Consider the following 18,938-nt stretch of genomic DNA (forward strand, 5'->3'; position numbering starts at 1 on the left):
CGTCGGTAGGCTGTGTATTTGGGGGCTTTCGATCAGGTTGATCTTGGCGTAGGCCGTGGTTGGGGGTGCGGGGCAAGGGATTGGGTCGGCCTCGTCGCCTGGCGGCGAGCTCGGCGACCCGGGATCGGACGCCTCGTTGCCTGGCGGCAACATCGGGCCCGATCCGCGATTTTCGAGCTTTGCTCGATGCGGTGGACCTGTTTTGCGCGGGGCCCCTACGACACCCGTGGCAGAACCGCACAGCAGGGGCCGAAAAGCATGGCCCTGCCGCGAGGCGACGCTACGGCTGCCGTCCCCCCACACAAAACAGGTCCACCCCATCGAGCACCTGGCACCAGCGACTCCGACTGTCCAGGCGCTGGGATGGCAGGACAGCCGAGAACGGGATGAGATGGCACCGCCAAGTCCGACTGTCCACGGGCTGGGTAGGTGGGCTGAGGCGGACCTGACGGAAGGCCAGTTGGCACCGCCAAGTCCGAGTGTCCAGGTGCTGGGTAGGTGGGTTGGGGCGGACCTGACGGCAGCTGGGTCGGCACCGCCGGGTCCGAGTGTCCAGGGCTGGCACTGTGGGGTGGGCGGACCTGACGGAAGGCCAGTTGGCGCCGCAGGGTCCGAGTGTCCAGGGGGCTGGGTTGGCAGGGCTGGCTCGGTGGGCTGGTTTGGCGCCGGCTGGTCTGAGTGTCCAGGGGCTGGGTTGGTGGGCTGGGTCCGGACCTGACGGAGGCTGGGCTGACATCGGCAGCTTCGGTGTGTCCAGTGGTTGGGGTGGTGCGGGCAGGTGGGATCGCGAACTCGGGGGGCTAAGAGTCCGCACCCCGGTCGGGGCTAACCCGTCAGCGGGGGGATACCGCTGAAGTCCCGGGGGATGGGGGCGGCAGGTCGGGGGGAGTGTCCACCTGGTGGGTGCTCCTGGCGCCGGCTGAGGTGCCGGGGTATGCCTGGAGTGGTCGGTCCGGTGGCGCGTGTGGCAGGCGGGCCGCACCCTTGCTGGATACCGACGACCGCGCGGAGGGCTTTCCGATGGAGAGAACCACTGTGGACACCCGTGAGCTCGTGCTTCCCAAGCCGCGCACGGAAGTGATCGGGGGGCGGGGGCCCGGGTGGCCGGTCGGGACGCCGTTGGAGGATGAGGAGTATGAGCCGACGATCGTGCGGGGGCGTGAGTGAGGGCCCCCGGACGGAGTCCGAGGGCCCTCGACGCGAGCGACTAGCGGGTTGCCGGGGTGACCAGCGCTGAGCCCAGGCCGGTGCGGCCCTTGACCTTGAGCGGCGGCGCGTCCTCGGGGCGTGTGCCGGTCAGCGGTAGTTCGCTGCGGGCCTCCCCTGACCCGGACGACACGTCGACCTCGGCGGGGCAGCCGGGGCGGATGCCGACCCTGAGGGCGCCGGAGCCGGTGGTCAGTTCGAGGGTGCCCTCGGCGGCGTCGGCGATGGTGATGTCGCCGGTGCCGCTGCGGATCGTCACGTCGGCGGTGACCGCGCCGAGCCAGACGTCGCCGCCGCCGGTGATTACGGTGGTGGGGCCGCCTACAGCAGTTAGCTCTACCTCGCCGCGGCCGGTGCGGGCTTGGACGCCTGCGGGGGCTGGGCCGATCTTCACCGAGCCGGTGCCGCTGGTGGCCTGAACGGCGCCCGTGGACTCGGCGACGTCAACGCTGCCCGCGCCGGTGGTCACGTCGACCCGGTCGGCCAGGCCGGTGATGCGCACCGAGGCCGCTCCGCTGCGGGCTGACACCACGGAGCCGACGGGGGCCCGGACGGTCACCGCGATCGGGATCCCGCGCAGCTGCGGTTCCTTCGGCGAGCGGACCACCAGGCGACCGCCCACGAGTTCGACCCGGGTGCGGCGCACCGCCTCCGCGGCGGCGTCCTGCGTGGCGGCCTCGCCGAACTGGGTGGTGAACCAGGACACCAGGTTGGTGAGACCGTCCGCCCACGGGTTGGCGTCCTCCGGGGCGTGCCTGACCTCGACGTCGATGCCCTCTTCTGCGGTGAGCCGGACGTCGATGCGACCCGACCCGGTGGCCACCGCGATCTCCACCGGGTCGGTGCCGGTGGTGAACTGCTCCATCCGCGTCTCGCTCATCCCCCGTACCACCCCTGCACTCGTGACGCGCCCTTGTCCGGGTCCGCCTGCTTGCCCCCCGTGTGCTTGCGGTGCCCGCTCAGCGCACCCTGCAGCGCCTGCTGCACGTAGGTGTTCAGCGACACCCCCTCCGACGACGCCGCGCGCTCGGCCTTCGCCTTGAGCTCCTCGAACAGGCGCAGTGTCATCCGGCTCATGTCGCCGCCGAACTCCGACTTCGCCTCCTCCGGCCGCGGTGGCGGGTCGGCCTGCGCCTGGGCCGTCTTGGTGACCACCACGCGCACGTCCCGGCCGTCCAGGCGCACCTCGACCACGTGGTCGGGCAGGTGCGCGGTCACCTCCGCGGCCAGGTCGGACAGCGCGGTCATGATTGCCAGTCGCGCGGAGGGCTCCAGCGCGGCGGCCAGCACGGCCGCGGCGCGGCGGGTGGACTCGTCGCCCGCGGACGCCGTGGTGCTCAGGTCGTCGCGCAGGGTGGTGAGGTAGCTGCTCAGATCCATGACACCACCATGACGTCATATTCGACATCAGTCAACCTGGACCGTGGTGTCACTTGATGTCAGCCGCATGTCAGCCTCCGCTACTCCAGTTGGCCGGACTACTGTGGCGCCGGGTATCGCGAGCGGAAGTGAGGATGGGGACGTGACCGAGACGGTGTCGCCGAAGGTGCAGCTCATCGCCAAGACGGAGTTCTTCGCGCCATCGGACGTGCCGTGGTCGACCGACGCCGACGGGGGTGAGGCGCTGGCCGAGTTCGCCGGGCGCGCCTGCTACCAGTCCTGGCGCAAGCCGAACCCGGCGACGGCCACCAACGCGGGCTACATCCAGCACATCATCGAGGTCGGCCACCTGTCGGTGCTCGAGCACGGCAGCGTCTCCTTCTACATCACCGGCATCTCCCGGTCGCTGACCCACGAGCTGATCCGGCACCGGCACTTCTCCTACTCGCAGCTCTCCCAGCGCTACGTGCCGGAGAAGTCCGCGGCCATGGTCGAGCCGGACGTCATCGCGGGCGACCCCGACCTGCACGCCAAGTTCCTCGCCGCCGCTCAAGCCGCGCAGGACGCCTACAACGAGCTGCTCGTCGGCCTAGAGCAGAAGTTCGCCGACGTGCCCAGCGCGACCCTGCGCAAGAAGCAGGCCCGCCAGGCCGCCCGCGCGATCCTGCCCAACGCCACCGAGACCCGCATCGTGGTCACCGGCAACTACCGCGCCTGGCGCCACTTCATCGCCATGCGCGCCACCGAGCACGCCGACGTCGAGATCCGCGCGCTGGCCATCGAGTGCCTGCGCCAACTGCAGAAGGCCGCGGGCAACGCGTTCGCCGACTTCGTGATCTCCGCGCTGCCCGACGGCACCGAGGTCGCCTCCAGCCCGCTCGTCGCCGAGGGCTGAGCCGTGCGCCGACTCGTCATCGACGTGGTCGCCGGTGACTACGCGGTGACCCGGTTCGACCCGGGCACCGCCGTGTCCCCCGAGCTGTTCACCACCGCGGGCCTGGTGGCGGTCACCAGCACCCCCGACGAGCTCTCCATCGTGGCGCCCGCGAGCGCGACCCCCGGGGGCGGCCGGACCGAGCCGGGCTGGCGCCTGCTCACCGTGCGCGGCCCGCTGGAGTTCACCCTCACCGGCATCATGGCCTCGATCGCCGGATCGCTCGCCGCGGCGGGGGTGTCGCTGTTCGCGCTGTCCACCTACGACACCGACCACGTGCTGGTGCACGACGCTGACCTGGACCGCGCGGTGGCCGCGCTGCGCGAGGCCGGTCACGACGTGCACACGAGTTAGCCGGATCGTCCTCGCCAACGGGGGTGGCGCACTAGGATTCCCGCGGCCAGAGGAGGTTTGCCGGTGTCGCAAGATCAGGGTCCCACCGTCGCGCATGGACCCCGGGTGGTGGCGGGTCGCTACGCGATCCTCAACGAGCTCGGCCGCGGCGGCATGGGCGTGGTGTGGCTCGCCGAGGACCGCATGATCGGGCGGCACGTGGCGATCAAGGAGCTGCACCTGCCCGACGGGGTGCCCGGCAGCGAGCGCGCGGTGTTCGAGGAACGGGTGCTGCGCGAGGCCCGCACCGCCGGTCGGCTCAACGACCCCGCTGTGGTCACGGTGTTCGACGTCGTCCAAGAGGCGGGCGCGACCTACATCGTGATGGAGCTGATCCAGGCCCCGACGCTGTCGGACATCGTCCGCGAGCGCGGTCCGCTGCCCGCCGCGCAGGTCGCCAAGCTGGCCGAACAGCTGCTCTCGGCGTTGGAAGCCGCGCACCAGGCGGGCGTGGTGCACCGCGACGTCAAGCCGAGCAACATCATGCTGGCCGCCAATGGCCGGGCGAAGCTCACCGACTTCGGCATCGCCCAGTCCCTCGACGACCCGCGGCTGACCAGCAGCGGGATCCTCATCGGCTCACCCACTTACATGGCCCCCGAACGCATCCGCGGCGAGGAGGCGGGCGCGAGCTCGGACCTGTGGGCGCTGGGCGCGGTGCTGTTCTACGCGATCGAGGGCTACAACCCGTTCGAGCGGCCCACCACCGCCGCGACCATGCACGCGATCCTCGCCGAGGTACCGCACCTGACCAGGGCGCAGGGCGCGCTGGCCTCGGTGATCAGCGGCCTGATGATCGGCACGCCCGCCGCCCGGCTCACCTCGGCGCAGGTGCACGGCCTGCTCACGCACGTGCCGACAGGTCCGCCCACCGGCCCGACGGCGCTGACCGCGGGCGCCCTGCCCTACCCGAACCCCAACTCCACCGCGCCCGCGCCGCTGCCGCCCGGCAGGCCGAAGGCCAAGGTGCTCGCGATCGCCGCGGTGGTCGTGCTGCTGCTCGGCGCGGTCGGCGGGTACTTCCTCAACACCGCGCTCAACGCCCCCAGCGAGCAGGAGCAGGCCGCCCCGATCGCGAAGTTCACCTACGGCGGCGACTCGGGCGACCTGCCGGAGTTCTCGATCTCCGACGGGTACTGCGCGACCAGCAAGCTGCAGAAGTCCACCGCGTTCAACTCCAACGACGACTGCGCCGAGGTGTTCCAGATCCAGGTCTTCGGCACCTTCGAGCCGGGCAGCTCGTCGGCGCCGTGGAGCTACCGGCAGTCCGAACTGGACGCTCTGGGCGAGTCCTACTGCGGCTGGCTGTTCAGCACGGAACGGGTGAAGGACGACATCAAGAAGGAGCTCACCTACGCGGTCATCCTGCCCTCCAAGGACAGCTGGGAGGCCAAGGACTCCTCCTCGGGGCGCGACCACACCGTGCACTGCGCGCTGCTGCGGGCCAACGGCGCGAAGATCACCGGCAGCCAGGTCGAGTCGCCGTCCTGACGGAGCCGCCGCCTCGCTGCTACCTGTCGGTAGGGTGGGTGGCATGGGTGTCGCGAGGGATGAACGCGCGCGGTTGTGCGAGCTGTTCACCGAGGTAGGGCCGGACGCGCCGACGCTGTGCGGCGGGTGGGAGACCAGGGACCTGGCCGCCCACCTGGTCATCCGCGAGCGCCGGGTGGACGCGGCGCCGGGGATCCTGATCAAGGCGCTGGCCGGGCACACCGAGCGGGTCCAGCGCGCCTACGCGACCCGGCCGTGGGCGGAGCTGGTCGAGCTGGTGCGCACCGGCCCGCCGCCGTTCTCGCCGTTGCGCCTGCTCGACGCGCAGGTCAACACCACCGAGTTCTTCATCCACCACGAGGACGTCCGCCGCGCCGTCCCCGGCTGGGAGCCGCGCCCGGCCGACCCGCGCCGCGACGGCGCGCTGTGGACCGCGCTCACCCGCACCGCGAAGCTCCACTTCCGACGCAGCCCGGTCGGCGTCGTGCTGCGCACCCCGGACGGTCGCGCCACCACCGCCCGACCGGGGCCCGACCAGGTGACCATCACCGGCGCCCCCGGCGAGCTGCTGCTGGACGCCTTCGGCCGCGCCCAGACCCGGGTCGACTACACCGGACCCGAGTCCGCCGTGGCCGCCGCGCGGGCCGTGCGCCGCGGACTCTAGGCAGGTCGCCGCCCAGGTGCCCCGAGTTGTCCACAAGCCCCCGAACCGTGCACAAGTTGGCAGTGGTAGACGTCACGCCGGTGCCCAGCGGGTAGCGTCAGCACCATGACCGCATGTCCCACCGCCGCTCCCGGCCGACCCTTCGGCCGGGTGCTGACCGCCATGGCCACCCCGTTCGCCGCCGACGGGTCGATCGACCTCGACCGCGTCCAGGCCCTCGCCGAGCACCTCGTCGAGCTGGGCAACGACGGCCTGGTGGTCAACGGCACCACCGGCGAGTCGCCCACCACCACCGACCGGGAGAAGGCGGACGCGGTCCGCGCCGTGGTCGAGGCGGTCGGGAACCGGGCGACGGTGATCGGGTCGGTCGGCACCTACGACACCGCGCACACCGTGGAGTTGGCCCGCCAGGCGGAGAAGGCCGGTGCGCACGGCCTGCTCGTGGTCACCCCGTACTACTCCCGGCCGCCGCAGGCCGGGCTGATCGCGCACTTCACCGCGGCAGCCGACGCCACCCCGCTGCCGGTCATGCTCTACGACATCCCACCGCGCTCGGTCGTGCCGATCGAGGTCGACACGCTGCGCAGGCTGGCCGAGCACCCGCGCATCGCCGCGGTCAAGGACGCCAAGGGCGACCTGCTCGCGGGCAGCCAGGTCATCGCCAGCACCGACCTGGCCTACTACTCCGGTGACGACGCGCTCAACCTGCCGTGGCTGTCCATCGGCGGCGTCGGCTACGTCAGCGTGATCGGCCACGTGGTCGCCGGTCGGCTGCGGTCCATGTTGGACACCTACGAGAACGGCGAGGTCAGCGCCGCTCGCAACATCCACAACGGACTGCTGCCGGTGCTGCGCGCGTTCAGCCGGGTCGGTGGCGTGGTGTTCAGCAAGACCGCGCTGCGGTTGCGCGGGCAGGACGCGGGCGACCCGCGGTTGCCGCTGCCGCCCGCCACCCCCGACCAGGTCGCGGCCATCGCCGCCGACCTCGCCGAGGCGGGTGTCCCGCTCGCGCAGGCCCCGGCCTCGCACGTGGCCACCGCCAGGGTCGCGCACGCCGACGCCAACGCCGCCTACGTCGCGACCACCACGCACACCAGCACCGGGACGGTGCACCAGTGACGACCCGCCGAACGGCGACCGACGACCAGACGAACGGGCTGGCGAACGGGCTGGCGAACGGGACGGTGCTCCGGTGAGGCAACCGCCCAAGTCCGGCAAGTGGCCCACCAACCCGCCGCCCGCGCTGCCCGAGGGCGGCCTGCGGGTCGTGGCCCTCGGCGGCATCGGCGAGGTCGGCCGGAACATGACCGTCTTCGAGCACGCGGGCAGGCTGCTCATCGTCGACTGCGGGGTGCTCTTCCCCGAGGACCAGCAGCCCGGCGTCGACCTGATCCTGCCCGACTTCCGGCCGATCGAGTCCCGGCTGCACGAGATCGACGCGCTGGTGCTCACGCACGGCCACGAGGACCACATCGGCGCGGTCCCGTTCCTGCTGCGGCTGCGCCCGGACCTGCCCGTGGTCGGCTCCCGGTTCACCCTCGCCCTGGTCGCGGCCAAGTGCAAGGAGCACCGGCTCGACCCGCGGCTGCACGAGGTCAGCGAGGGCGAGAAGGTCACCTACGGCGAGTTCGACTGCGAGTTCTTCGCGGTCAACCACTCCATCCCCGACGCGCTCGCGGTGGCCATCCGCACCCCGGCCGGGATCGTGCTGCACACCGGTGACATCAAGCTCGACCAGCTCCCGCTCGACGGCAGGCTCACCGACCTGGCCGGGTTCTCCCGCCTCGGCGACGAGGGCGTCGACCTGTTCCTGGTCGACTCGACCAACGCCGAGGTGCCCGGGTTCGTCATCTCCGAGCGCGAGATCGGCCCGGTCATCGACGGGGTCATCGCGCGCGCCGGGCAGCGGGTCATCGTGGCCTGCTTCGCCAGCCACGTGCACCGGGTCCAGCAGGTGCTCGACGTGGCCGTCGCGCACGGCCGCCGGGTCGCGCTGGTGGGCCGCTCGATGGTGCGCAACATGGGCATCGCCGCCGACCTCGGCCTGCTGTCGGTGCCGCCCGGGTTGCTGGTCAACCTGGACGAGGCGATGGCCATGCCCGAGGACAAGGTGCTGTTCGTGTCCACCGGGTCGCAGGGCGAGCCGCTCTCGGCGCTGTCGCGGATGGCGCGCGGCGAGCACCGGCAGATCTCCATCCGGCCCGGCGACACCGTCATCCTGGCCAGCTCGCTGATCCCGGGCAACGAGAACGCGGTGTTCGGCGTGGTCAACGGCCTGGTCCGGCTCGGCGCGCACGTGGTGCACCAGGGCAACGCCAAGGTCCACGTGTCCGGGCACGCCCCCGCTGGCGAGCTGCTCTTCCTCTACAACGCGGTCCGCCCGAGCAACGTCATGCCGGTGCACGGCGAGTGGCGGCACCTGCGGGCCAACGCGGAACTGGCGGTCAAGACCGGGGTACCGGCCGACCACGTGGTGATCGCCGAGGACGGCGTCGTGGTCGACCTGGTCGACGGGCGCGCCGCGATCACCGGCCGGGTCGAGGTCGGCCACGTCTACGTCGACGGCCTCTCGGTCGGCGACGTCGGCGAGTCCACCCTGTCCGACCGGCTGGTGCTCGGCGAGGGCGGCTTCATCGCGATCACCATCGTGGTCGACTCCACGACCGGTCGCGCGGTCTCCCCGCCCACCGTCTCCGGCCGCGGCTTCTCCGACGACCCCAAGGCCCTCGACGACGTGGTGTCGCTGGTGGAGATGGAGCTGTCGCACACCGAGTCCGAGGGCATCACCGACACCCACCGCATCGCCCAAGCGGTCCGCCGCGTCGTGGGCCGCTGGGTCGCCGACACCTACCGCCGCCGCCCCATGATCGTCCCCACGGTCATCCCGGTCTGACCCCGCCAGCCCGCTCAACCGATAGCCCGCCCCGCGTCGTGGCACACCTGACGCCGGGCGGGCATCCGGACCTCGGACGGGGAATCGATCGGCCGCCCGCTTTCGCGGACGGCTGGGGAGATCCGTTGTGCCTGGAATCCGTTGTGTGCCTGGAAGCTGCCGGTCGCGCGGGCTCGGGGCGTGGCACGCTCGGTGCCGGGTGTGGGCAGACGGCCCGCTGACGGAGGGGGATCGGGCGATGACGACAGGGATGAACCGGCGGGCGGCGCTGGGGCTGGGGGCGGCCGCGGTGGCCGTGGTGGGGAGCGGGACGCCCGCGGCGGCTGAGCCGTTCACGCCCTTCCCGGTGGGCACCACCCCGGCTCAGCTCATCCAGTGGGTCTACCTGCGCGAGACCCGCGCCGCCCGCGGCGCGTGGCAGTCGCTGATCACCCTCGGCGGCCAGGAGGTCGTCAGCGCGCGCGCCGACGACGTGGTCGAGGCCTACAGCGTCAACAAGGTCGCGGTGGCGGTCGCGGTGCTGGACAAGGTCGACCGCGGCCAGGCGGCGCTGACCCAGCGCCTGGAGGTCACCGCCGACATCATCAACACCGGCGGGGACGGCATCTTCCCGCTCGACGGCGCCTACCCCAGTTCGGTGACCCTCGGCCACGCCATCGCCCTGCTGCTCACCGTCTCCGACGACACCGCGAACCGGCTGGCCGGGCTGGTCACACCCACCACCGAGGTCAACGCCACCCTCGTCGCGAAGGGCTTCCCGAAGACCCAGGTGGTCGGCACCGCCAACCCGAACCGGTTCTACCTGGGCAAGACCACGCCCCGCGAGACCCACGACCTGTTCAACGCCCTCGCCGCGGGCCGCCTGCTGTCCGCCACCTCGACGGCGTACCTGCTCAAGATCCTGCGCTCGCAGGCCGCCCACACCGACGGCGTCCGCCGCAACCTCTCCTCGGACGAGCGCGCCCGGGTGGCCACCAAAGCGGGCTGGTTCAACGACGGTCGCAACGAGGCGGGCATCGTCTTCGACGCCGCCGGGGCACCGGCCCTCACCTACGCCCTCTTCTCCCAGGGCGCGGGCGACCCCGCCGACTTCGGCGGCACCCACGCCGCGGTCAAGGCCCGGGCCACCCTCGGCCGCCCCTTCGTGACCGCCGTCCCCGCGCCCACCGCCCGCGCTGCCTACACCCCCACCAACGGCGGCTGATCAGCGGACGCTCCACTCAGGACAGAACGGGGGCCCGGGGTCGGTCGACCCCGGGCCCCCGTGCCGGGTGGGTCAGCCGGTGAGCGCGGTGTCGGCCAAGGGGGCGATGCGGTCGCCGTCGAGCAGGAGCAGCGAGCCGGTGGGGATGTCGAAGAAGAGGCCGACCACCCGGACGCCGGTGTCGGCCACCTCGGGGATCGCCCGCAGCTTCTCCTGCTGGACCGCCACGTTCACCATCGCCAGCCGGTCGACCTCCGACCAGCCCTCCTCGGCGGCGCGCTCGCCCAGCGGGTGCCCGGCGCGCAGCGCGGCCAGGCTCGGCTCGCCCCAGCGCAGCCACTGGCCCATCGGGTCGTCCTCGGCCAGGGTGGTGCGGTCGCCCAGCAGCGCGGCCATCCCGCCGCAGCCGGAGTGGCCGCAGACCACCAGGGTCGGCACCGCCAGGGCGCGGACCGCGTACAGCACGCCCGCGTGCACCGACTGGTCGCCGGACGGGCCGGGGTCGGGCACCAGGTTGCCCACGTTGCGGATGGTGAACAGGTCACCCGGCCCGGACGCGGTGATCACGTTCGGCACGATGCGCGAGTCGGCGCAGGTCAGGAAGACCGCGTGCGGGGACTGCGAGCCCGCGAGCTTGCGCAGGTGCGGGCGCAGCGCCGGTGCGCCGGTGCGGTGGTACTCGCGGGCGCCCGCCACCAGCGGGCGCAGGATGTGGTCCTCCGGGCCGATGGCGCGCTGGGTCGGGATCAGCAGCCGGTCCTCGGGCTCGGTGTCCTGCCAGTGCGACCACGGCGAGAACCACCGGGGCAGGCCCTCGCGGCGGCGCGGGATGCTGCCGATCTCGTCGACCGCCACCGTCCCGCCGGTGTCCTCGTGCGAGCGCTGCCAGGCCGACAGGTGCTCGTAGGCGGCGTGGTCGAGGTAGTCCACGACCAGTTCCAGCTGCACCGCGCTGCCGTCGGGGACCTGGGTGAGCACCCGGGAGAGCCGGGGCACCGACAGGAAGCTCAGCGTGCCCTCGACGATGACCGCGCACCGGGGCCTGCCGTCCTCGTCGGTGTCATCGCCGGTGCGCACCCGGACCCTGGCCCAGACGACCCGGCGCAGCATGCCCAGCAGCGACACCGCGAGGCCGAGCAGCACGCCCTGCAGCAGGTCGAGCAGCACCACCCCGGCGATGGTGATCAGGTAGACGTGCAGGTCGCCGTGCTTGCGGGCCACCGCGATGTCGGCGGGGCGGACCAGCCGGACGCCCATCACGATCAGCAGCCCGGCCAGCGCCGCGAGCGGGACCTGTTCGACCAGGCCGACCAGCAGCACGGTGAACAGCAGCACCCAGATCCCGTGCAGCACGGCCGAGGCCCTGGTCCGCGCCCCCGCGCGGACGTTGGTGGAGCTGCGCACGATCACCCCGGTGATCGGCAGCCCGCCGAGCAGGCCGGAGGCGATGTTGGCCCCGCCCTGGCCCACCAGTTCCCGGTTCAGGTCGCTGCGGTGCCCCGGGCGCAGCTTGTCGACCGACACCGCCGAGAGCAGGCTCTCCACGCTCGCGATGATCGTCATCGTCGCCACGCCCACGGCGAAGGCGAACCACTGAGCGTCGGGCAGCTGCGGCAGCTGGATGGCCGAGAGCGGGTCGTCGGGCAGCGCCACGTGCGCCACGTCGAGCACCAGCAGCCCGCTGGCGACGGTCACCAGCACGATCGCGACCAGCGGCCCGGGCACGGCGCGCACCCTGGCGGGCATCCGCGGCCACAGCACGAGCAGGCCGATCACCACCAGCCCGGCCGCGGCGGCGGCCAGGTTCGTCGAGCCGGCGGTGGCGGGCAGGTCGCGCACGTTCTCCCAGGCGGTCGCCTCCGCCGCGCCGCCCAGGAGGACGTGCAGCTGGCCGAGGACGATGGTCACGCCGATGCCCGCGAGCATCGCGTGGACGACGGTGGGGGAGATGGCGAGCGCGACGCGGCCGATCCGGCAGGCGCCGAGCACCACCTGGAGCACGCCTGCGAGGACGGTGATCGCGCAGGTGACGGCCCAGCCGAACTGGGCGACCAGCTCGGCGACGACCACGGTCAGCCCGGCGGCGGGGCCGCTGACCTGCAGGGGAGAACCGCCGAGGGATCCGGCGACGACGCCGCCGACGACGGCGGCGATGAGCCCGGCCATGACCGGGGCGTCCGAGGCGGCGGCGATGCCGACCGACAGCGGGATGGCGACGAGGAAGACGACGAGCGAGGCGGACAGGTCGAACCGGGCGTCGGCGCGCAGCCAACGGCTGGCCCGGCGCAGCGGCGGCGCGTGTGCTGGACCGCTGGGGCGGAGCTGGCCCATGGCGGGACCTCCTGGGTCTGGTGAGGGTGATCGCGGGTCGGTCGAACCAGGGGCGGGGATCCGGCCCTAGTGAGCACATGGTGACCGATCGACCACGATGTGTCGCGTCCGTCAGGTAAACGACCCTTTACCTTTCTCGGTTCCGGTGACGGCGTGACAAGGCCCACATTCACTCGTCGGTGTGATTCCGACGTGACCGCGGTCTCATTCGGTGGGCAGTGGTTCTGCTGGTGTGACAGGGACGCGTGCGGCGAGTTGGACCAGCATCGCGCCGGTCAGCAGCACGACCATGCCCGCGATCTGGGCCGGGGCGAGCACCTCGCCGAGCAGCGACCAGGCCAGCAGCGTGGCCACCACGGGCTCGGAGAGCGCGAGCACGCTGGCCACCGTCGAGGGCAGGTGGCGCAGAGAACTGGTGCTCAGGGCGTAGGCGATGGCCGTGCTGATCGCCGCGACGGCCACCAGCAGCCCCCAGATCGGGACCGCCGCGCCGCCGAGCAGCGCGGTGTCGTCGAGCTTGTCGAACGGCAGTTCCCACGGCGGCGCGACGACGAACAGGCCGACCGCGCCCACCGCCATGCCCCAGGTGACCATCCCGATCGGGTGTTGCTCACCGGCACCCTTCTCGCCGAGCAGGTAGTAGCCCGCCGAGCACAGCGCCGCACCGGCCCCGGCCAGCAGCCCGACCCCGTCCAGCCGCAGGCCCGACCAGACCTGCGCGACCAGGGCCAGCCCGCCCAGCGCCAGCCCGGTGCCCAGCCAGGACAGCGCGGGCAGCCGCACCCGGCGCACGAACCGCACCCACAGCGCGACCAGCACCGGCGAGGTGTACTCCAGCAGCATCGCGACCCCGACCGGCAGCCGAGACACCGCGACGAAGAACAGGAACTGCACCGCCGCGACCCCGATGAGCCCGTAGGCGACGACGACCCGCCAGTGCTCCCGGCGGACCCGCAGGACGCGCGGGCGCACCACGGCCACCCCGACCAGCAGCATCAGCGCCGCCAGGCCCGCCCGCGCGCTGGCCACCTGCTCCGGCGCGAACCCGGCCTGCATCACCGGCTTGGCCAGCGGGCCGGAACTGCCGAACGCCGTGGACGCCACGAGGATGAACACGGTGCCGCGGCCGCGGTGCTGACTAACCGGCGTCGTCGTTTTGGTGGTCACGACTGGCAGTCTGTCCGAAGTCGACGGCCAGTGGTAGGACGTTTCCGGCCACCTGTCGGGTGCCCAGCGTCAGGGGCGCCACGGGCTGACCGAGTCGCACGGCCGGGTCGGGTCGTGGAACTTGGGCGCGTCCAGCTCATCGGGGCGCAACGCCACCAGGTCGTCGGTGATCTGCCGCATGATCCGCGCGTGCGCGCGCATCGCGTCGCCCGGCTTGCCCGCCGACAGGTCCGCCAGGTCGACCTCGCCGCCGAAGTGCACCTTGAACACCGGCCGCTTGCGCACCGCCCGGAAGAACGAGGTCACCAGCGGCTTGACGTCGGCTGGCCCGTTGACCACCTCGGTGCCCCAGCAGACGGCCTCGTGCGCGCCCCACTGGCTGACCGTCACCACCGGCACGTTCCCGTGCAACGCCATCCGCGCCGCCCCGGTCTTGCCGCGCTCCGGCCACAGCCCGGGGTCCCGGCTGACCCGGCCCTCGGGGTAGAGCAGCAGCGGCACCCGCGCCGTGGTCAAGGTGTCGGTGGCCCGGCTGAACGCCTCGGCGATGTTGGCCTTGCCCCGGTCGACCCGCAGGTGCCCCGCCTTGCGCAGGAAGTACCCGAGCACCGGCGCGTCCAGCAGCCCGGCGGTGAGCATGAACCGGGGCAGCAGGCCGATCTCGCGCATCGCGGCGATCATGACGAACGGGTCGAACATGCCGATGTGGTTGACCGCGACCAGCACCGGCCGCCCGCGCAGGTGCGCGGGGAACTCGCCGGTGATCTCGATCCGGCCCACCGAGCGCACCAGCGCGGTGTCGATCGCGCACATCGCCCGCCACACCGGCGGGGTCTGCGCGGGCCCGTCCTGGGCGCGCGACGGGCGGGGCGCGGGGCTGCGCAGCGCGGACATGGCGTGAGCATCGCACGGGCGCGCGCGGGTGCCGGTGCGGGGGCGCACGGTGTGGCAAGCGCCGGGCGGGCGGCTCGCCCACTACCGTGTGATCCCATGGCGAGCCGGACGACGACACCGAAGGGCAAGGGCGGGGCGCGCAAACCCGCCGCCTCCCGCGCTCCGGCCAAGCGCACCCCAGCGGCCCGCAAGGCGCCACCGCCGAGCAAGGGGGTCGTGGCCGCCGCCTGGGGCCTGCTCGCCAAGGGCGCGGGCTCGCTGGTCCGCGCGATCAGCCGCACCAAGGAGCTCGACCCCGCGCACCGCCGCGACGGCATCGGCTTCGCCCTGGTCGCCCTCGGGGTGATCCTCGGCGCCGCGGTGTGGTGGCACGTCGGCAAGGTCGGCGGCTACCTCGAGGACGGCGTGCGGACCGTGCTCGGCGCGATGACCGTGGCCATGCCGCTGCTGCTGTTCGTCCTCGGCGTCACCCTGATGCGCACCGACCCGCAGCCGGAGAAGCGCCCCCGCTACACCGTCGGCTCGCTGCTGCTCGCCCTCGCCCTGCTCGGCGTCCTGCACGTCTTCGCGGGCCAGCCCGTGGACAACGACGGCAGGATGTACGCGGGCGGCGCGCTGGGCTACCTGTCCGGCGGTCTGCTCGCCAAGGGCGTCACCGCCTGGGTCGCCATCCCGGTGCTGTTCCTGCTGCTGGGCTTCGGCGTGCTGGTGTTCACCGGCACCCGCATCCGCGACGTCCCCACCCGGCTGCGCGAACTCGGCCGCGACCCGCAGGACGCCGCCGACGGCGCCGACCTGTTCGACGACGAGCCCGAGCTCGTGGAGCCCCCGCTCAAGCCGCGCAAGTCCCCGCGCCGCAAGGTCGCCAGCCAGGCGGAGGACACCGCCGAGCAGCCGCCGCTGCCGCTGGAGGAGCCCGCGCCAGCCAAGCCCGCGCGCAAGCGCCCGGTCGAGGTCAAGGAGACCCCGCAGGTCACCGAGCCCAAGCCGGACGAGAGCCTGATCTCGGTCACCCGGGTCGTCGACGGCGACTACACGCTGCCCGACCCGAACCTGCTCGTCGCCGGGGACGCCCCCAAGGCGCGCAGCAAGGCCAACGACACCATGATCGAGGCCATCACCGGGGTGCTCGACCAGTTCTCCATCGACGCCCAGGTCACCGGGTTCACCCGGGGCCCGACGGTCACCCGCTACGAGGTGGAGCTGGGGCCGGGGGTCAAGGTCGAGAAGATCACCGCGCTGACCAAGAACATCGCCTACGCGGTGGCCACCGACAACGTCCGGCTGCTCGCCCCGATCCCGGGCAAGTCCGCGGTGGGCATCGAGGTGCCCAACGCCGACCGCGAGATGGTCCGCCTCGGCGACGTGCTGCGCTCCTCGACCGCGCTCGGCGACAGCCACCCCATGGTGGTCGGCCTGGGCAAGGACATCGAGGGCCACATGATCACCGCGAACCTGGCCAAGATGCCGCACCTGCTGTGCGCGGGCTCGACCGGGTCCGGCAAGTCGAGCTTCGTCAACTCGATGCTGGTGTCGCTGCTGGCCAGGGCCACCCCGGACGAGGTCAGGATGATCCTGATCGACCCGAAGATGGTCGAGCTGACCCCGTACGAGGGCATCCCGCACCTGATCACGCCCATCATCACCCAGCCCAAGAAGGCGGCGGCCGCGCTGACCTGGCTGGTCGAGGAGATGGAGCAGCGCTACCAGGACATGCAGGTCAACCGGGTTCGCCACATCGACGACTTCAACAAGAAGGTGAAGTCCGGCGAGATCACCGCGCCGCCGGGCAGCGAGCGCGAGTACCGGCCCTACCCCTACATCCTGGCCATCGTCGACGAGCTCGCCGACCTGATGATGACCGCGCCGCGCGACGTCGAGGACGCCATCGTGCGGATCACCCAGAAGGCGCGCGCGGCGGGCATCCACCTGGTGCTGGCCACCCAGCGGCCCTCGGTGGACGTGGTCACCGGCCTGATCAAGACCAACGTGCCGTCCCGGTTGGCGTTCGCGACCTCGTCGCTGACCGACTCCCGGGTCATCCTCGACCAGCCCGGCGCCGAGAAGCTCATCGGCATGGGCGACGGGCTGTACCTGCCGATGGGCGCGGCCAAGCCGGTCCGGGTGCAGGGCGCCTACGTCAGCGACGAGGAGATCGCCGACATCGTGGCGTTCACCAAGGAGCAGGCGCAGCCGGACTACACGGCCGGGGTCACCGCGGCCAAGCCGGGCGAGGCCAAGGAGATCGACCCGGACATCGGCGACGACCTGGAACTGCTGGTGCAGGCCACCGAGCTGATCGTCACCTCGCAGTTCGGCTCGACCTCGATGCTGCAGCGCAAGCTGCGGGTCGGCTTCGCCAAGGCGGGGCGGCTGATGGACCTGCTGGAGACCAGGGGCGTGGTCGGGCCGTCGGAGGGCTCCAAGGCCCGCGAGGTGCTGATCAAGCCGGACGAGCTGGAGAACGTGCTGTGGACACTCCGGGGTGGACCGTCCGCTGTGGAGGACGAGGACGCCGAGTAGGCCGTCCGCTCGGACCGGGGTCCTTTTAGGTCTCGAACAGCTAACGACCCTCGCGAACCGCGGTATCCGGGGCCAGGGTTGGCCAGGGTACCGGCGGATGATTGCGCGCGCCCGCACCCCGGCGCGGCCTGAGGGAGGACCCAGCAGCGTGGACCCGTACGACTACAACTACACGACCACCGAGTTCCCGTGGGGCGTGTTCATCGCCGCCATGGTGGTCGGCCTGGCGTTCGCCGTCATCGGCGTCGTCGCGATGTGGAAGGTGTACACCAAGGCCGGGCAACCGGGCTGGGCGGCGATCGTGCCGTTCTACAACACCTACGTCCTGCTCAAGATCGTCGGGCGGCCCGGCTGGTGGCTGCTGCTGCTGTTCATCCCGCTGGTCAACATCGTGATCCTGATCATCGTGATGGTCGACCTGGCCAAGGCGTTCGGCAAGGACGGCGGGTTCGCCGTGGTGCTGGTCCTGTTCAGCTTCATCGGCCTGCTGATCCTGGCGTTCGGCAGCGCGCGGTACGTGGGCCCGGTCGCCGACCCTGCCTTCGCGGGCGGCGGGTACGGCCCCGGCGGCGGCTACCCGCAGCAGGGCTACGGCGGTTACCCGCAGCAAGGCGGCTACCCCCAGCAGCAGCCCGGTTACCCGGTGCAGGGTGGCTACCCGCAGCAGCAGGGCTACCAGGGCGGTTACCCCCAGCAGCCCCAGCAAGGCGGGTATCCCCAGCAGCCCGGTTACCCGCAGCAAGGTGGCTACCCGCAGCAGCCGTACAACGGCTGATCGACTACTGGTGCAACCCGATCCCTCACCCACACCGTCCAGTGGGTGAGGGTGAGGAGTGGCGATGAAGATGAGTGCGATGACCAAGGTGCTCGTGGCGGTAGGCGCGCTGCTGATGCTGTCCGCGTGCGGCAAGGCCGCGAACGGCGCCACCCCCGGTGGGGGTGGCCCGGCGAGCACACCGCAGCCGACCGTGCAGGTAGGCCCGCCGCTGAACACCGAGTTCGACCTGGAGCGCGGCAAGTCCACCGCGCTGTCGGACTCCGATGTGCTTATCGCGTTCCGCGAGGTGTCGCAGGACAGCCGGTGCAAGCCCGGGCAGGCGTGCGTCTGGGAAGGTGACGCGACCCTGGAGCTGACCCTGGCGGGCTCCGCGGTCCAGGTGCACACGAACAAGCAGTTCCCCACGGAGGCGGAGGCGGGCGGCTACAAGGTCAGCCTCGTCAAGCTCGACGTGCCCGGTGTGGTCGCCACGCTGGTCGTGCGCAAGGCGTGATCCCGGGGGTGTGATCGGGCGCGGGCCCGGTCACACCCGCGGGTCGTCGCTGATCAGCTGTTGCCGAACTGGCGGACCGCCGCGTAGTAGACGTCCGCGGTGCGGTTGCACGACCAGTTGCCCGCGCAGATCGTGTAGAGGTCGGACTTGAAGTTGTTGTCGATCGAGAGCCGCGTGGTCTCGGTGAACCGGCCCTGCTTCTTGTAGTTGCGGTAGCCGAAGTCGTGCCGGTAGCAGGCCTTGACGAAGTTGAAGCCGAACGGGTTGTCGGGGGAGTTCGAGCACCCGTCGGAGGACCAGTCCAGCTGGGTGGCGTACGGGCGGTTCGCGCGCGTGGTCTGGAACTGGGTGAGGCTCTGCGAGAACAGGTAGCTGTCGGTGGTCGAGCGCAGCTGCGCCGGGCTCAGGTCCGCCGCGGCGACCCCGGCTCCGGTGACCAGGGCGGCGCTGACGGCGAACGTCGTGACGACGCCGCGGGCGGCGCGGCGCAGCAGGGTGGGGTTGGGCACGGCGGGCTCCTCGCGGGACGGGGACGCGGTCGGTGGGACAATTACGCACCGCCGGTCCCCGGTCCCGGCACCACCGTT

At 72.2% G+C, this 18,938-nt stretch carries 16 protein-coding genes; 10 read left to right on the forward strand and 6 right to left on the reverse strand.

All coding sequences use genetic code 11. The annotated features are described in order from the left end of the window. Nucleotides 1-1,207 precede the first annotated feature (1,207 nt). Together LV75_RS26570 and LV75_RS26575 are read right to left on the reverse strand one after the other, a co-directional pair. On the reverse strand, nucleotides 1,208-2,086 hold the full coding sequence (locus LV75_RS26570) for a DUF4097 family beta strand repeat-containing protein (RefSeq protein ID WP_253889775.1): 879 nt from the start codon (nucleotides 2,084-2,086) through the stop codon (nucleotides 1,208-1,210). After that, entirely contained in the window at nucleotides 2,083-2,586 is a 504-nt protein-coding gene (locus LV75_RS26575; RefSeq protein ID WP_253889776.1) for a toxin-antitoxin system HicB family antitoxin, read from the reverse strand. Before LV75_RS26575 ends, LV75_RS26570 begins: the two co-directional genes overlap by 4 nt. Before the next feature lie 142 nt (nucleotides 2,587-2,728). On the opposite strand from LV75_RS26575, the gene thyX reads away from it, so the two are divergent. The 7 genes from thyX (at nucleotide 2,729) to LV75_RS26610 (ending at nucleotide 10,165) form a co-directional block, all read left to right on the forward strand. Then, complete coding sequence (gene thyX, locus LV75_RS26580) at nucleotides 2,729-3,481, forward strand: FAD-dependent thymidylate synthase (protein ID WP_253889777.1); 753 nt, start codon at nucleotides 2,729-2,731, stop codon at nucleotides 3,479-3,481. Nucleotides 3,482-3,484: 3 nt separating this feature from the next. Next, nucleotides 3,485-3,874, forward strand: a complete 390-nt coding sequence (locus LV75_RS26585; protein WP_253889778.1) for an ACT domain-containing protein — start codon at nucleotides 3,485-3,487, stop codon at nucleotides 3,872-3,874. Nucleotides 3,875-3,937: 63 nt separating this feature from the next. After that, nucleotides 3,938-5,404: a serine/threonine-protein kinase gene (locus LV75_RS26590; protein WP_253889779.1), complete on the forward strand. Its 1,467-nt coding sequence runs from the start codon at nucleotides 3,938-3,940 to the stop codon at nucleotides 5,402-5,404. Between the two features lie 43 nt (nucleotides 5,405-5,447). After that, nucleotides 5,448-6,068 (forward strand): TIGR03085 family metal-binding protein, encoded by a 621-nt coding sequence (locus LV75_RS26595; RefSeq protein WP_253889780.1) that lies wholly within the window; start codon nucleotides 5,448-5,450, stop codon nucleotides 6,066-6,068. 105 nt (nucleotides 6,069-6,173) lie between these two features. After that, nucleotides 6,174-7,187, forward strand: coding sequence for a 4-hydroxy-tetrahydrodipicolinate synthase (dapA, locus tag LV75_RS26600; RefSeq protein ID WP_253889781.1), 1,014 nt, complete (start codon nucleotides 6,174-6,176; stop codon nucleotides 7,185-7,187). A 73-nt stretch (nucleotides 7,188-7,260) separates the two neighbouring features. Beyond that, nucleotides 7,261-8,961, forward strand: coding sequence for a ribonuclease J (locus LV75_RS26605; RefSeq protein WP_253889782.1), 1,701 nt, complete (start codon nucleotides 7,261-7,263; stop codon nucleotides 8,959-8,961). A gap of 238 nt (nucleotides 8,962-9,199) precedes the next feature. Beyond that, nucleotides 9,200-10,165 carry a serine hydrolase gene (locus LV75_RS26610; protein ID WP_253889783.1) on the forward strand — a complete coding sequence of 322 codons (966 nt, stop codon included), beginning with the start codon at nucleotides 9,200-9,202 and terminating at the stop codon, nucleotides 10,163-10,165. Nucleotides 10,166-10,237: 72 nt separating this feature from the next. On the opposite strand, the gene LV75_RS26615 is transcribed toward LV75_RS26610, so the two are convergent. The 3 genes from LV75_RS26615 to LV75_RS26625 all read right to left on the reverse strand — a co-directional run bounded on the left by LV75_RS26615 (nucleotide 10,238) and on the right by LV75_RS26625 (nucleotide 14,557). After that, nucleotides 10,238-12,496: a SulP family inorganic anion transporter gene (locus tag LV75_RS26615; RefSeq protein ID WP_253889784.1), complete on the reverse strand. Its 2,259-nt coding sequence runs from the start codon at nucleotides 12,494-12,496 to the stop codon at nucleotides 10,238-10,240. 204 nt (nucleotides 12,497-12,700) lie between these two features. Further along, nucleotides 12,701-13,663 carry an EamA family transporter gene (locus LV75_RS26620; protein WP_253889785.1) on the reverse strand — a complete coding sequence of 321 codons (963 nt, stop codon included), beginning with the start codon at nucleotides 13,661-13,663 and terminating at the stop codon, nucleotides 12,701-12,703. 69 nt (nucleotides 13,664-13,732) lie between these two features. Continuing rightward, entirely contained in the window at nucleotides 13,733-14,557 is an 825-nt protein-coding gene (locus tag LV75_RS26625) for a lysophospholipid acyltransferase family protein (protein ID WP_253889786.1), read from the reverse strand. 96 nt (nucleotides 14,558-14,653) lie between these two features. On the opposite strand from LV75_RS26625, the gene LV75_RS26630 reads away from it, so the two are divergent. From LV75_RS26630 to LV75_RS26640, 3 genes are all read left to right on the forward strand, one after another. Beyond that, nucleotides 14,654-17,080, forward strand: a complete 2,427-nt coding sequence (locus LV75_RS26630) for a DNA translocase FtsK (protein WP_253889787.1) — start codon at nucleotides 14,654-14,656, stop codon at nucleotides 17,078-17,080. Between the two features lie 148 nt (nucleotides 17,081-17,228). Then, nucleotides 17,229-17,855 carry a DUF5684 domain-containing protein gene (locus LV75_RS26635; protein WP_253889788.1) on the forward strand — a complete coding sequence of 209 codons (627 nt, stop codon included), beginning with the start codon at nucleotides 17,229-17,231 and terminating at the stop codon, nucleotides 17,853-17,855. Nucleotides 17,856-17,919: 64 nt separating this feature from the next. Then, on the forward strand, nucleotides 17,920-18,351 hold the full coding sequence (locus tag LV75_RS26640; RefSeq protein ID WP_253889789.1) for a hypothetical protein: 432 nt from the start codon (nucleotides 17,920-17,922) through the stop codon (nucleotides 18,349-18,351). 53 nt (nucleotides 18,352-18,404) lie between these two features. Here the strand turns inward: LV75_RS26640 and LV75_RS26645 are convergent, their stop codons facing one another. Next, a complete protein-coding gene (locus LV75_RS26645) occupies nucleotides 18,405-18,860 on the reverse strand; it encodes a phospholipase (protein ID WP_253889790.1) in 456 nt (151 codons plus the stop codon). Nucleotides 18,861-18,938: the final 78 nt, after the last annotated feature.

Origin of the sequence: Actinokineospora diospyrosa (genome assembly GCF_024171925.1) — a bacterium.
In the GTDB taxonomy this organism is placed as follows: Bacteria; Actinomycetota; Actinomycetes; order Mycobacteriales; family Pseudonocardiaceae; genus Actinokineospora; species Actinokineospora diospyrosa.

Bases quoted from the DNA above. Each gene is read 5' to 3' on its own strand.
- LV75_RS26570 (WP_253889775.1), bottom strand. From the start codon at position 2,086: ATGAGCGAGACGCGGATGGAGCAGTTCACCACCGGCACCGACCCGGTG.
- LV75_RS26575 (WP_253889776.1), bottom strand. From the start codon at position 2,586: ATGGATCTGAGCAGCTACCTCACCACCCTGCGCGACGACCTGAGCACC.
- LV75_RS26595 (WP_253889780.1), top strand. From the start codon at position 5,448: ATGGGTGTCGCGAGGGATGAACGCGCGCGGTTGTGCGAGCTGTTCACC.
- dapA (WP_253889781.1), top strand. From the start codon at position 6,174: ATGACCGCATGTCCCACCGCCGCTCCCGGCCGACCCTTCGGCCGGGTG.
- LV75_RS26610 (WP_253889783.1), top strand. From the start codon at position 9,200: ATGACGACAGGGATGAACCGGCGGGCGGCGCTGGGGCTGGGGGCGGCC.
- LV75_RS26615 (WP_253889784.1), bottom strand. From the start codon at position 12,496: ATGGGCCAGCTCCGCCCCAGCGGTCCAGCACACGCGCCGCCGCTGCGC.
- LV75_RS26625 (WP_253889786.1), bottom strand. From the start codon at position 14,557: ATGTCCGCGCTGCGCAGCCCCGCGCCCCGCCCGTCGCGCGCCCAGGAC.
- LV75_RS26630 (WP_253889787.1), top strand. From the start codon at position 14,654: ATGGCGAGCCGGACGACGACACCGAAGGGCAAGGGCGGGGCGCGCAAA.
- LV75_RS26640 (WP_253889789.1), top strand. From the start codon at position 17,920: ATGAAGATGAGTGCGATGACCAAGGTGCTCGTGGCGGTAGGCGCGCTG.